We start from the raw sequence: 12,111 nt of genomic DNA on the forward strand, positions 1-12,111 counted from the left end.
GCGGTCCGCGCAACCATTCAGGCCGAAGAAAATCATGCCACGGCTGCGGCGAAGTTACGAGCGTCCGTCAGGCGCTTGGCCCGGCCTCGAAGAAGGCTGCTATGCGGGCCTCGATCCAGCTGAAGGCCTCGCGTTCGCGCTCGCCCGCCGTCTTGTCGATGGAGATGCGGTGATAGGCCATTTCCGTGTCGATCTTCTCGCGCGGCAGCATGCCGAGACGCGTCGAAAGGATGGCCGCCTCCAGCACCGCCGCCTGGGCCCGGTTGAAGCCGAGGAAGGGCTTGTGCGCCACCTCGTGCAGCACCTTGCAGCGGAATTTCGGCCGTTGCTCGTCATCAGTGAAGTCGATCGCCTCCAGCTCCATGTGCCCGAAGCTGTCTGCCAAACGCATGCCGTCGACCTTGTCGGCAGGCACGAGCGGCCAGTCGCTCCGTCCGGTCAGGAACCCCGCGAGAATGCGCACGTCCGCTGGCGAGGAAACGACCAGATAGGGATGGCGCTGGACATTCTCGATGGCGGGCGAAGGCCGGAAGGGCATGAAAAGCCAGTTATCGCCGTCCTTGTGAAGGCCATAGGGGCGGACATGGAAGCTGCCGTCGGCGTTCTTCGTGGCGACGATGGTCTCCAGGATGAAGGGCATCAGGATGGCTCCTCGCCGGACGCATCGGGCCTCGGACTGTTCGGCGTCGGCCGCTGCTTGCCCTTGAGGGTGTGGCCGGCCTCCTGCAGGCGCGTCACGTCTTCCTCCTTGCGGTCCATCGCGGCGCCCCAGTCGAGCGGGTTGTCCTGGGCGTATCGCTTGCCAAGACCGAAGGCGATTTCCGCCCGCGCCAGTTCCGCGCCGAGATAGAAGGCATGCCCGCCGTCATTTTCCACACCGAGATGGGGAAAGAACTCGAAGGCGTCCGTATCGGTGACGTGGAGATCCCGGTTGTAGATGTGAATGCCGTCCTCGGCGACCTCGATGCGGAAATTCTGGTCGCGCACGGCCTTGGCCGAGACCTCCACGCCCTCCGGCGTGTTGGCGTAGGGCTTGCGCTCGTGCAGAGAACAGAGCGCGCCGCCGTAGCCCTTCGGCAAGGCATGGTCGCGCCTGGCGGCAAACATGATCCGGCGGGCGGCGTCATGTTCTTCGATCGTCCGGCGGGTGTGGGGACTGACCTGAACCACCAGCACGTTGCGGATCGAAAGCTCCGAGCAGACGCCGAGCAGCGTCGCCGTGATGCCGCTGGTATCGGCCTCGGTGAGTTCGGTGAGGTTGCCGGTTCCCATGAGCATCTCGGTCTCGGGAAAACGGCGACGGAACTCGACATAGCGCGCGAGCGATGCGGCAAAGCCGAAGTGGATCGGATCGAGGATCGGATCGGCCATATAGGGCAGGCCCCAGGCCTCCATCTTCTCCGCCGCCCGGCAGAGAGACTCAAGATCGCCCGATGTCGCCGGCACGAGAACGGGCACCGCGTCGATGTCCCGCGCGTGATGCACCGTTTCCTCGTTGAGGCTGAGGAGAAAATCGCAGCCCGCGCGAGCCCCAGTCAGCAGTTCGTCCAGATTGGCGCTGTCGACGCTGACGAGGAAGCCGGCGCTCTTCAGGGCCTTCACGGTGTCGGCGAGATGCGGGAAGGGCATATCCGGCAGACCGCCGATGTCGATGACGTCGCCGCCCGCGGCTCTCAGTTGCTCTGCCTTCGCCAGAATGGCATCGACGGAAAGCTCCGGCGCCTCGGTGATTTCGGCGAAGATGCGCAGGTCATGCTGCGAGAGATCCGGCTCCCGCCCACCGCGCCCAAAATAGACCGGAAGGTCGATGATCTCGTCCGGGCCGCGCTCGAAGGGCACACCGAAATGGCTGGACAGGGACTCTAGATCGGCCCGGCAGCGGCCCGGCAGAACGACTCCTGTGATGCCGTCCGGCAAGCTCAAGCGGCGCAGGATGATCTTTTCGGTCATCAACGCGGCGACCTTCACGCCGATGTCGATGATCGTCCAGTCGAAAGCCTCGCGCCCCATCTCATCCATGAGACGGGCGAGACGGTCATGGGCAAGTTGTCCGGTCAGGAGAGCGAGGTGAGGCCGCGCATCGGTCATGACACCGTTTCGCCGATATGGGCCATGCGCGCAAGCACGGCTTCCTCAAGCTCGGACAGTGTCTCGACCACCGTCGTCGCATCGAATTCGCGCAGCCGCTCGGTGTTCTCAAGGTCGACCCGGCGCGGATAGACCTTGAACCAACCGGACGGCGCCTCGGTGTCCATCTCCGGCCGGGTGTCGCAGGCAAAGACGATGGTGGGAACGCGGCACTTGCCGGCCTGCGCAAAGCAGTTCGTCGGCAAAGTATCGGAAATGCCGACGACGCACTTGGCGACGGTGTTGGAGGTTGCAGGCCCCACGATCAGCGTGTGGTAGTGGCCCTTGTAGAAATTGCCGACCGGCGGCGCGCTCGCCGCGCCATCCTTGAAGACGCGCGTCCCCTCCTGCATGCCGGATAGGTCCTTGCCGTACTGCCGCAGAACCTCGTCGCCGGCCTTGGAAAGAAAGATGTCGAGCTTCGGCATCCGCTTCATCAGGTCGAGCGTTTCCTGCACATAGTGGCCCGAGCCGGTGAGAGCCCAGCCGAGCCGGGGAGTGGGGGCGCGGGTGGTCATGAAGCGTGTCGTCTCTCTGGGACTTTATGCGTGCCGGTCGCGAAAGGGTTGGTGTCTGCCGAAAGGGCCGCCGGCCCGACGAAGGCAACCTCACCCTGGAATTCGCTGGCGTATTTGAGGAAGGCCGCATCGACCTGGCCCTTGGCGGCGATGTCCTGAAGGCGGTCCTGATCGGCCACATCAATCGACTTGACGAGGATCAGGCGGTCAGCGCCAAGATCCCGCGCCAGAACGGCGGCGAGGCTGTCGCTCGTCACGTCCCAGCTTTCGGCGATATCGTCACGTCCGATGAACTGCCTTGAGGCGTGCCAGACGGGAAGGCCGCCGGCCTGCCAGCAGGTGTCCGCCTCAGCAGGCGTCCCGACCATCCGGCATTGCGGATAGAATTCGCACAGGATCTCGCCGAATTTCGTCATCGCGTCGATGGCGAAGTCGTGGGCAAGACGATCCGAAAAGCCGGCCTCGCGCTGCGCCTGCCGGATGCCATCGGCAATCGCGCCGCCGCCCGGCAGCATGACGACACGCGCTTTGCTCGCGGCAATCCGCGCCATGAGACGGTCGAGCAGCGGCCGCTGGCTCATCAGGCTGCCGCCGATCTTGACCACCATGAGGGCAGGGCGATCCGTCATCATCCGGCCTTCTGCTGCGGCGTCTTTCCGTGAACCAGAGCGACGGCCTCGGCGATGAGATCGGGCTGGAGCACGCTCGTCCGGTCATGACCGCGGCAAAGGCCGCCGCGCATGCCGAGCAGATCGGCGCCGAGCGTATAGAGAAGCGACAGGTCCTCGGATTTCAGCGAGCCGGCAAGACCGCAGATCAGGTCATGCTGCTTGGCGCGAGCGACGAAGGCGCGGATGTCCGTATACTTGATGAAGGACAGGAGCCCGCTGCCCTTGGCGAACGTATCCAGCATCACGCCGGTAAATCCGGCTGCGGCAAGGTCGTCGACGAGCGACAGGTCGGGATTATGGTCTGCGAGCAACACCGCGACGAGGCGGCATCTGGGAGCCAGCCTTTGGCCGATTTCCCGCACCGCCTGAGGCGTGTCGAGGCCGGGATAAAGGCCGACTTTCACCATGTCGACGCCGGTCTCGGCGATCGTCTCGGCCGCCGCGATCAGGGACGCCATATCATGATGGTCACCGGTGACGGCCGTCACGACGGCCCGGCCGGCGACGGCCCTGGCGATATCGCCGACAGTCTCCTGGTCGAGCGCGCCAAGCGCCCCGGCCTTCGGATCCTTGGCATCGATGAGATCGGCCCCGGCCTCAAGGGCCAGACGTGCCTCGTCGACGGTGGCGACGCTGACGAGAAGAGCGGGCATGGCTACACGATCCTCTTGATTTCGCTGGCATCGAAGGATTTGACGGCCTCGCTGACCTTGACGCCCTTCACCTCCAGATCCGGTGCGATCTCGGCGAGCGGAACGAGCACGAAGGCCCTGTCGAGCATATAGGGATGCGGCACGTTGAGCGCCGGATAGGACGGGTCGTCGATCACCTCGTTCTCGTAGGCGAGAAGATCGATGTCGATAACGCGCGGACCCCATTTCTCGATACGGATCCGGCCAAGCTCCCGCTCGGTGTCGAGGCAAAGCGCAAGGAGTGCCTTCGGGGTCAGTTCCGTCTCCACGATGGCGCAGGCGTTGATGTAGGGCGGCTGGTCCAGCTTGCCCCACGGCGGCGTCTCGTAGTCGCCGGACCGCTTGATGACCTTGGCGCCATTTGCATCGAGTGCGTCGAGCGCGGCGGCGATGTTGGCCCTCGCGTCGCCGATATTGCCGCCGAGGCCGAGATAGGCTTTAGCCATGACGCGACCTCTCGATTTCGACGGCGATGCTCTCCAGCGGATAGGGAACGGGCGCCGACGGCTTTTCCACCGTCACGACAAGCGAGTCGATCGCCGCGAACCGCAGCAGGATCTTCGACGCGATCGCCTCCGCCAGCGCCTCGATCATCTCGAAACGCTCCTTGGTGGCAAGGTCGTGGGCGATCTCGGCCAGATCCGCATAGCTCACGGTCTTGGAGAAATCGTCATCCACGCCAGCGGGAGCAAGGTCAAGCCGAGCCTCCAGCGAGATGTAGAAGCGCTGTCCGATCACCGCCTCTTCCGGCAGGAGGCCATGATAGCCGTAGACCGCGAGACGCTTGAGAAAGATGCGGTCCGTCACCGGATGTCTCCAACCGAGGCCGCCATGATGGCCTCCGTCACCCGGGCCGCTTCCACATGCGCACGCACGTCATGGACGCGCACGATATCGGCGCCGAGCATGATGGAGGCAACATTGGAGGCGAGCGTGCCGAAGAGCCGGTCCTTGGGTTCCAGCTTGTGGTCGGCGAGGATGCCGAGCAGCGACTTGCGCGAGGTGCCCATCAGCACCGGATAGCCGAGCGCGCGGATTTCCGGCAGCCGGCCGATCGCCTGAAGATGCTGCGGGAAGGTTTTGCCGAAGCCGACGCCCGGATCGAGGATGATGTGGTCGTCGCGCACGCCGGCCTTCAGCGCCATGTCAATCGAGCGCGCGAAGAAGGCTTTCATGTCCTCGATGATGTCGATGTTGCCGTCGATCGTCTCGCGATTGTGCATGATGACGATCGGCGCGCCGTGGGCGGCAACGACGCGCGCCATGTCCGGATCGCGCTGCAGGCCCCAGACGTCGTTGACGATCTTCGCGCCGGCCTTGAGCGCGACGTCCGCCGTCTTCGCCTTGTAGCTGTCGATGGAAATCGGAACGGTGATGCGGGTCGCCAGCGCCTTGATGATGGGCTCAACGCGGGCGATCTCCTCCTCGACGGGAACCGGCGCATGGCCGGGCCGGGTGGATTCGCCGCCGACGTCGATGATGTCGGCCCCTTCGGCGACCATCTCGTCGGCATGGACGACCGCGGCATCGATGGCATTGAAGCGACCGCCATCGGAAAAGGAATCGGGCGTCACATTGAGAATGCCCATCACCAGCGTCATGTGCCCGAGCTTGGGCAGGCAGGCGACCGGGGAGGACAAGTGAGGTGCGGCAGGCGCTGGGGCGGACATGGTCAGGCTCGTGAATGTAAGTCGACGATCATAGCAGATCGTCCGCATACCAGCAGGGGCCGCTCACGGAAAGCGACCCGTTGCCGGATACGGTGCGACGGGAAAGGAAATGCAGCGAGTCGGTGCGCGCGTTCATTGCGCGACCAGGACTTCGCCCTTGCCGAGCATCGACATGTCGCCGCGGAAGCGATGGGCGACCGAGGGGACGAGGTGCGCCGCGCGCGGCATGACCTCGCCGAGATGCTTGCGCAGGAGGGCAAGGAAGGGCAGGCGGTAAAGGCCGGAATCGACGAAGGTCGACGAAAGCTCTACGGGCGTGGATGAAATCAACGTGCCGCGCTTCATCATCAGGCCAGTCCGCGCACCCATGGAGGGACTGAGGATCGAGCCGCCGATCATGCGAACGCCGGTCGCGTCTCCGGTCCCGCCAAGGACCGCGATCGTGCCGCGCCGCATGCGGTCGCCCGCCGCTTCGCCGCAGATGCCGCCAACGAGCACGAAGCCGCCGGCCATGCCGTTCATGTAGCCGGGCAGGGCGGCGCCGAGGCAGTCGCCCGCGTTGCCCTCGATGGTAACGGACCCGCCCGATATCTCGGCCGCCGCGTAGGGACCCATGGCAGACCCCGTCACGGTCACGCTGCCGGATTTCATGCCGGCCGCCAGCCAACCGCCGACATCGCCCTCGACGTGGATCGAGCCGCCGGCAAGCGCCTTGCCGACATGGTCGAAGCGCTCCGAACCGCCGGCAAAGCGGATATCGGTAACATCGTCGCCGGAGACCTTGAAGAGGTCGCCGACGGCCGGGGCCTTCCGGGTCGTGCCGACGACGATCTTCTCGATCTCGCTCGCCGACTTGCCGTCAAGCGCGGACGGGACGAGCGCGGAAAGATCGAGCCGCTCGGGCACCTCGGCGCGGAGGGTGAAAGTGAGCGCCGCCATCAGAGCAAATCCTTGAGATGAAAATGGTGCCGGCCGAGGTTGCCGCCGTAGTTGCCGGCCGAAATCCGCTGGATACCCTTTTCGGGTCCGAACGAGCAGGCGGCATGGACGGCGGCCTTCATCGAGGCGGCAATCGCTTCGAAGGAAAGCCCGTCCATGACGAGTTCCAGCACGCATTCGGTGTCGGGCCCGAGCTGGCTGCCGGCATCGCCGCGAAGCACCGGGCAATAGGCGTTGTTGGTCGAGGCGATCAGGCCCTCGTATTTCGAGCCGACCTTGGAGCCGGAGCGCACGATGCCGCCCGGGAACGGCAGGATCACATCCTTGACGCTGTTCGCGGCTTCGACCGCAGCTTCGGCGGCCGTCAGCACCTCCTCGAAGCTGCGCCCGAGGATCAGCACGTTGCCGCCGCCGATGACGTCGCCTTCGCGCACGCCCGTCGTATGCTCGACGAGAAACTCGCCATCCATCACGGGCACGCGCCAGTAGCGGGTCTTGCCGAGCTTCTTGGCAATCTGGTTGCCGTCGCCGAAGAAGCGCAGGTTGGCGCCGAGCTTCAGCTTCTTTTTCGCAGCCATGCCCGCAAAACACGCCGATCCGGGGCTCGTCAGAACGCACTGCCCGATGCGATTGGTGATCTGCGTCTGCAGACCGCCGGCATCGAAGCCGAAGATCAGGATGCGATAACCCGGTCGTCCGTCGGGGCTTTCCTCAGGCGGCACGAAATGGTCGATGGCCGCCTCGCAGCCGCAGGCGATCACCGACGTGGCAAATCCCGTCGCGGTCCGCGCCGAGATCTCGGCCCACTTGGCGGTCGGCGCGGTGATGATCACCCCTGTCGCCGACATGTCGAAGGCCTCGGCGAAAGTGTCGTCGATGACGACGCCGTTGAGCATCAGGTCGGATTTCACTTCAGACATGGCGCGACCTTGAAATTCTCTCGTTCGCCGAACGCGGCCTCGGGCACGGCGAAGGCGGACGGACCGACGCCGAACCGATCGTCGAGGTAGTCCTTCATCCGGCGGTCCATCGCGGCGTCATATCCGGGCTTCAGGTGAAGGGTCTGGCCCATCGTCCAGCCGAGCGCCTTGCCATCCTTCACGACGACATCGCCACCCTTGAGAACGAGACGTGCCGAGGTGAACATCGCCGTGCGGTCGGCAAGATCGTCGTAGATGGCAACGTCGCCGACGGCACCCGCTCCGAGATGCCCGCGGTCATTGAGGCCGAGCAGTTTCGCCGGCGCCGCGCGGGTCATGATCGCGAGTTCTTCCATCGTGTATTCACGATCGATCGACGCGATGCCCGTGCGGTTCCGGGCCATTTCCGGCATGGCCTCGACCCAGGCCTTGCGCTCCTCGCGGTCCATCAGGAGATGCATGATCTTCGGATAGGTCGTGAACGAGCCGCCGTTCGGATGGTCGGTGGTCAAAAGCATGCGCCAGGGATCGGGCGAGAGCAGGAAAAGCTCCATGCCGATGGCCCACTGGAGTTCGTTGACCCAGTTCTTCTTCTTGTAGGCCAGCGGCACGATGCCGCCGCCTTCCGCATCGCCATCCTGAAGCATCCACTTCTTCGGGCTTGCGTAGACGCGGCCCGCCCATTGCTTGATGAGATCGAGCGAAATGGTCACTGTCGGCCCGAACATCACCTGACCGACGTCCATCGTGATGTTCGGCGCGTCGGAGAACGAGCGAATGATGTCCTCGGCGCCGGAGACCATGCCGCCGTCTTCATCCTGGCCGTAGGAATAGAACTGGATATGCGCGAAGTGCAGCCGGCGCCCGTCCGCCGCCGCAATCGTGTCGGCGATCGTCTTCGGCGCGCCGGGCACGGCGAGATTGTTGGCGTGGAGGTGAAGCGGATGCGGCACGCCGACGTCGGCCACCGCATCGAGCATGGCGCTGATGATCTGACGCGAGGACGCGCCATAGTGCGGCACGACGTCGTCCAGATCGAAGGCGCGAAGGCCCGAGTGGAACGCCGCCGGACCGCCGGCATTGATCAGCTTGACGCCGAGCCCGCGCGAGGCCGCCAGATGGTAGGCAATGTGATCGCGGATCGCATCGCGGCTCTCGCCGCTCCGCAGTTGCGACAGGAAGTAGTCGTCATTGCCGATGACGGTCAGCGCGCCGCGATCGATGATCGGGATATCGGCAAGTTCCAAATGCGTATGGAGCGCGTGCGTTGGCGTCAGCGCCGGCTCGATGACCGTCGTGAAGCCCATCTCGGCGTAGAGCCGTCCGGTTTCCCAGGTCGACCACTTGGCGGTTCCGAAGGGCAGGCCTTCGGCGGCCGGGTCTTCGCTGACGTGAAGATCCGGCAGCAGCAGCCGCGACAGGGTGACGTTGCCGCCGGCGATGTGGGAGTGGACGTCGATGGCGCCCGCCATGACGATCTTGCTCCTCGCGTCGTGAACGACGTCAGGCACCTCGCCCGTCTCGGGGGCGGAAACCACGACGCCATCGCGAATGAAGACGTCGCGGACGGAGGTCGCGCCGTTCACCGGATCGACGACCTTGCCCCCCTTGATCTGTACCAGCATCAGGCAGCCCCCTTCCTGGTGGCGAGCGCGGCGGAGAAGGCATCGAGTACGTCGGCGACCGTTGGATGGACATCCGTCTCTCCGGCCTCGACGAAGCTGAATCCGTCACGAATGGCATCCGTCAGCGAGCCGGCGTGATGGACACCCGGAACGCCGACCTCGATCACCACATCGGCGGTTGCCTTGGTTCCGGGAGGAACGAGGGCGATCGTCGTCAGCTTCGAGGCATAGGCCGGAAGGTCCGGCGCCAGCGCTCCGACCCAGATCAGCAGATCGGCTTCGCCGCTCTCGGCAAGGCGCTCGCCGTTGAAGCGCCAGTCGTCCTGTTCGGGATAGCCGCGCCCGAACCCGACGCGTAGCCGCCCGCCTGTGGTCCACAGGGAGACGAGATTGGCCCCGCGTCCATGGGCGGCCGCAGGAGCGGAAATGCTGGTGAAGCGGGTCGTCTCGTTGAGTTCCTTGACGAGCGCCATCATCAGTTCGAAGCCGAAGCGGTCGAAGTCGTTGGGATCGACGACGACGACGCCGAACCGGGCGTCCTTCAGCATCTGCACGGCGGTCTGATGCGTTGCCGCGCTGGGCTTGTTGCCCACTTCCGCCTTGAGTTCCCTCAAAAGATCGAGCGGATCGCCCGCGATGGCTCGCGTGGTCTCGCATTCGGAAACCGTCGTCGGAGCCTCGCAGCCGAGCGCGAGCACACTGCGCTTGCCCCGCCAGCCGTAAGGCGTCGAGGCCTTGGCGAAGAGCTTGCGATCCTCGACGAAGGCGCGGGCTCCCGGACCGGCGACAACAATGAGGTCGGCGCGGTTGACCGCCTCCGCCACCGTCGTCGTCATGGCTCCGGCCTCGCTTGCGACGCGAAGCTCCACGGCGATGTGAGCATTGGAAACATGGTCAAGCGCACCGCCAACCTGCTGCGCCAGCCGCAAAGCGGCTTTCACACCATCAACGTCAGCGCCCAAACCGGCTATCAGAGGCAGTCTCGCATCCGCGAGTAGGCTGACGGCGCGTGACACGCTACCGTCGAGGCCGGCCAGTTTTTTTTGAGTGTCGGCCGACACGGGAATCTCCCTGTGAACGGCGGCGATACTAGACTTGATTCCGTCGGGTCGGCAACCATTTCGGTTGAAAAATCCGAGCGATGAAGGCTGCGACCGATGGCCACAACCCTTTGCGGACGGTCAGCCAAGCCGGGATTCGGGCGCCGCCCCCCGAAACCCGGCCTGCCGATGAACGAAGCGTCGTCGTCCGGATGGAACGGACGTTCGATCAGTTACTTGTCGTATTTGACATAGGCAAAGCGCAGGTCATCCTGCGGTGTGCCTTCAAGGCCTTTGCCCTCGAGGCCCGGCTGCCACTGGACCACATCCTCGATCTTGGCTGCAAGAGCGAAGTCCTTGTCGGTAATGCCTTTTGCGTGGTGGTTCTTGAGTCGGACCTCCACCCAGGCATAGGAAGCGGTGATATCGGGGTGGTGCCATGCGGCCTCGGCCAGATGTCCCACAGTGTTGATCACCATCAAGGTACCCTTCCAGCTGGATGTCTTGTAGGTACGGCGTATCCAGCCGTCCTCGAGCCGCCATTTTGGCAGTTCGGCCTTCAGTCTCTCTTCGACTTCCGTATCGGAATAGGTTTTGTCGGTCATGGTTGCCAACTCCTCCTGCGGCAGGGCAGAGTCACAGCATCGGCCGCGACCGGACACGGCGCAGCCAGAACTGCAGCGAGCGGATCACAATCGGCATGAATGAGATTGATTTCAAGATGGCAGGCAAGACGGGCGAAGGCGCCGACACAAAGGCGCCCCGGAGCGTTCGGGTCGAAGCCCCCGGCCGGCTTCACCTCGGCCTGCTCGATCTTGCCGGCGATCTCGGGCGCCGGTTCGGGTCCATCGGCCTCGCGCTCGACCAGCCGCGCCTTCGTCTGACCGCCTCGCTGTCCGATCGACTGTCCGTCGAGGCCGAGGACGCCATCCGGATCGAGCGGTATGTGCACAAGGTGATCGATCTGCTCGGTCTTCCGGAAGGGTTGGGCAATCAGGTTCGAATTGTCATCGAGGAGGAACTGCCCTCCCATGCCGGGTTCGGCTCGGGTACGCAGATGGCTCTTTCGGTTGGCGCGGCACTGGCCGCGCTCGGCGGTGTGCCCTTCGACGCGCCGCGCCTTGCGGCCGGTCTCGACCGCGGCGCCCGTTCGGGGATCGGCCTGACGGCGTTCCTCAAGGGAGGCTTCGTGGTCGATGGCGGACGCGGGCCCAGGAGTGTCGTCCCGCCGACGATCTCGCGCCTGCCATTCCCGGAGGACTGGCGCGTGATCCTCGTGCTCGACGACAGCATCGTCGGCGTGCACGGCCCGCAGGAAGCCGAAGCCTTCCGGCAACTGCCGCCGCTTGCACCGGAAACGGCGGCCTGGCTCTGCCGTCTCACAATGATGAAGCTGCTGCCGTCGCTGATCGAGATCGATGTCACCGAGTTCGGCAGCGCCGTGACGGAGATCCAGGAGCGGCTCGGCGATCATTTCGCGCCGGCGCAGAACGGCCGGCGCTTCGTCAGTCCGTCCGTCTCCGAGGCTCTGGCCGCGTTCCTCGATGCCGGCGCGGCAGGCGTTGGCCAGAGTTCCTGGGGGCCGACGGGCTTTGCCATCGCCGGCAGCGAGGACGAGGCAAAACGGCTCCTCGACGAGGTTGTGATGAACTGTCACAGCGCTTCGCACTTGAAGTTCCTCGTGACACGAGGCAGAAACCGCGGAGCATTGATAACACCGCCTGCGGGCCTGGCCTCCGACCGATCCTGATCCGGTCCGCGATTGCCAGCTCCATTCTTCCGACGCAGATCCCTTGCGTCCGGCGGGTTTTCTCGCTTCGGCCGACGCCGCGGACGTTGCCGAAGGGCTGCCGGGCGCTGAAGGCATCCGTGAGCCGGAAGACGATGCGCCCGGAAATCCAGATGGTTA

General features: G+C 64.9%; 14 protein-coding genes. 1 reads left to right on the plus strand and 13 read right to left on the minus strand.

The annotated features are described in order from the left end of the window. Nucleotides 1-67: 67 nt before the first annotated feature. The 13 genes from HDIA_RS11495 to HDIA_RS11555 all read right to left on the minus strand — a co-directional run bounded on the left by HDIA_RS11495 (nucleotide 68) and on the right by HDIA_RS11555 (nucleotide 10,807). The gene (locus tag HDIA_RS11495) at nucleotides 68-640 is read right to left on the minus strand and encodes a DUF447 domain-containing protein (RefSeq protein ID WP_099556293.1); all 573 of its coding nucleotides are present in this window, start codon (nucleotides 638-640) and stop codon (nucleotides 68-70) included. Further along, entirely contained in the window at nucleotides 640-2,088 is a 1,449-nt protein-coding gene (locus HDIA_RS11500; protein ID WP_099556294.1) for a DUF6513 domain-containing protein, read from the minus strand. Before HDIA_RS11500 ends, HDIA_RS11495 begins: the two co-directional genes overlap by 1 nt. Beyond that, on the minus strand, nucleotides 2,085-2,645 hold the full coding sequence (locus tag HDIA_RS11505) for a flavoprotein (RefSeq protein ID WP_099556295.1): 561 nt from the start codon (nucleotides 2,643-2,645) through the stop codon (nucleotides 2,085-2,087). Before HDIA_RS11505 ends, HDIA_RS11500 begins: the two co-directional genes overlap by 4 nt. Continuing rightward, the gene (locus HDIA_RS11510; RefSeq protein ID WP_099556296.1) at nucleotides 2,642-3,277 is read right to left on the minus strand and encodes an amino acid kinase family protein; all 636 of its coding nucleotides are present in this window, start codon (nucleotides 3,275-3,277) and stop codon (nucleotides 2,642-2,644) included. The genes HDIA_RS11505 and HDIA_RS11510 overlap by 4 nt, the downstream gene beginning before the upstream one ends. Next, nucleotides 3,274-3,969 carry a (5-formylfuran-3-yl)methyl phosphate synthase gene (locus tag HDIA_RS11515; RefSeq protein WP_099556297.1) on the minus strand — a complete coding sequence of 232 codons (696 nt, stop codon included), beginning with the start codon at nucleotides 3,967-3,969 and terminating at the stop codon, nucleotides 3,274-3,276. The genes HDIA_RS11510 and HDIA_RS11515 overlap by 4 nt, the downstream gene beginning before the upstream one ends. Nucleotides 3,970-3,971: 2 nt before the next feature. Further along, nucleotides 3,972-4,454 (minus strand): 2-amino-4-hydroxy-6-hydroxymethyldihydropteridine diphosphokinase, encoded by a 483-nt coding sequence (gene folK / locus HDIA_RS11520; RefSeq protein ID WP_099556298.1) that lies wholly within the window; start codon nucleotides 4,452-4,454, stop codon nucleotides 3,972-3,974. After that, nucleotides 4,447-4,815, minus strand: coding sequence for a dihydroneopterin aldolase (gene folB / locus HDIA_RS11525; protein WP_099556299.1), 369 nt, complete (start codon nucleotides 4,813-4,815; stop codon nucleotides 4,447-4,449). The genes folK and folB overlap by 8 nt, the downstream gene beginning before the upstream one ends. Continuing rightward, nucleotides 4,812-5,678, minus strand: a complete 867-nt coding sequence (gene folP, locus HDIA_RS11530; protein ID WP_099556300.1) for a dihydropteroate synthase — start codon at nucleotides 5,676-5,678, stop codon at nucleotides 4,812-4,814. The genes folB and folP overlap by 4 nt, the downstream gene beginning before the upstream one ends. A gap of 132 nt (nucleotides 5,679-5,810) precedes the next feature. Continuing rightward, entirely contained in the window at nucleotides 5,811-6,617 is an 807-nt protein-coding gene (locus HDIA_RS11535; RefSeq protein WP_099556301.1) for a formylmethanofuran dehydrogenase subunit C, read from the minus strand. Further along, entirely contained in the window at nucleotides 6,617-7,537 is a 921-nt protein-coding gene (gene fhcD / locus HDIA_RS11540; protein ID WP_099556302.1) for a formylmethanofuran--tetrahydromethanopterin N-formyltransferase, read from the minus strand. The genes HDIA_RS11535 and fhcD overlap by 1 nt, the downstream gene beginning before the upstream one ends. Next, complete coding sequence (locus tag HDIA_RS11545) at nucleotides 7,525-9,162, minus strand: formylmethanofuran dehydrogenase subunit A (RefSeq protein ID WP_099556303.1); 1,638 nt, start codon at nucleotides 9,160-9,162, stop codon at nucleotides 7,525-7,527. Before HDIA_RS11545 ends, fhcD begins: the two co-directional genes overlap by 13 nt. After that, nucleotides 9,162-10,103: a molybdopterin-binding domain-containing protein gene (locus tag HDIA_RS11550; protein ID WP_157775521.1), complete on the minus strand. Its 942-nt coding sequence runs from the start codon at nucleotides 10,101-10,103 to the stop codon at nucleotides 9,162-9,164. The genes HDIA_RS11545 and HDIA_RS11550 overlap by 1 nt, the downstream gene beginning before the upstream one ends. Before the next feature lie 332 nt (nucleotides 10,104-10,435). Next, entirely contained in the window at nucleotides 10,436-10,807 is a 372-nt protein-coding gene (locus HDIA_RS11555; RefSeq protein ID WP_099556305.1) for a 4a-hydroxytetrahydrobiopterin dehydratase, read from the minus strand. Nucleotides 10,808-10,902: 95 nt separating this feature from the next. On the opposite strand from HDIA_RS11555, the gene HDIA_RS11560 reads away from it, so the two are divergent. Then, complete coding sequence (locus HDIA_RS11560) at nucleotides 10,903-11,952, plus strand: beta-ribofuranosylaminobenzene 5'-phosphate synthase family protein (protein WP_245884244.1); 1,050 nt, start codon at nucleotides 10,903-10,905, stop codon at nucleotides 11,950-11,952. Nucleotides 11,953-12,111 lie beyond the last annotated feature (159 nt).

The organism is Hartmannibacter diazotrophicus (assembly GCF_900231165.1).
In the GTDB taxonomy this organism is placed as follows: domain Bacteria; phylum Pseudomonadota; class Alphaproteobacteria; order Rhizobiales; family Pleomorphomonadaceae; genus Hartmannibacter; species Hartmannibacter diazotrophicus.

What these genes read in the sequence shown, in the direction of transcription:
- fhcD (WP_099556302.1), bottom strand. Translation starts at nt 7,537, where the DNA reads ATGTCTGAAGTGAAATCCGACCTGATGCTCAACGGCGTCGTCATCGAC.
- HDIA_RS11560 (WP_245884244.1), top strand. Translation starts at nt 10,903, where the DNA reads ATGAATGAGATTGATTTCAAGATGGCAGGCAAGACGGGCGAAGGCGCC.
- HDIA_RS11555 (WP_099556305.1), bottom strand. Translation starts at nt 10,807, where the DNA reads ATGACCGACAAAACCTATTCCGATACGGAAGTCGAAGAGAGACTGAAG.
- HDIA_RS11505 (WP_099556295.1), bottom strand. Translation starts at nt 2,645, where the DNA reads ATGACCACCCGCGCCCCCACTCCCCGGCTCGGCTGGGCTCTCACCGGC.
- HDIA_RS11535 (WP_099556301.1), bottom strand. Translation starts at nt 6,617, where the DNA reads ATGGCGGCGCTCACTTTCACCCTCCGCGCCGAGGTGCCCGAGCGGCTC.
- HDIA_RS11495 (WP_099556293.1), bottom strand. Translation starts at nt 640, where the DNA reads ATGCCCTTCATCCTGGAGACCATCGTCGCCACGAAGAACGCCGACGGC.
- HDIA_RS11510 (WP_099556296.1), bottom strand. Translation starts at nt 3,277, where the DNA reads ATGATGACGGATCGCCCTGCCCTCATGGTGGTCAAGATCGGCGGCAGC.
- folK (WP_099556298.1), bottom strand. Translation starts at nt 4,454, where the DNA reads ATGGCTAAAGCCTATCTCGGCCTCGGCGGCAATATCGGCGACGCGAGG.
- HDIA_RS11515 (WP_099556297.1), bottom strand. Translation starts at nt 3,969, where the DNA reads ATGCCCGCTCTTCTCGTCAGCGTCGCCACCGTCGACGAGGCACGTCTG.
- HDIA_RS11500 (WP_099556294.1), bottom strand. Translation starts at nt 2,088, where the DNA reads ATGACCGATGCGCGGCCTCACCTCGCTCTCCTGACCGGACAACTTGCC.
- HDIA_RS11545 (WP_099556303.1), bottom strand. Translation starts at nt 9,162, where the DNA reads ATGCTGGTACAGATCAAGGGGGGCAAGGTCGTCGATCCGGTGAACGGC.
- folP (WP_099556300.1), bottom strand. Translation starts at nt 5,678, where the DNA reads ATGTCCGCCCCAGCGCCTGCCGCACCTCACTTGTCCTCCCCGGTCGCC.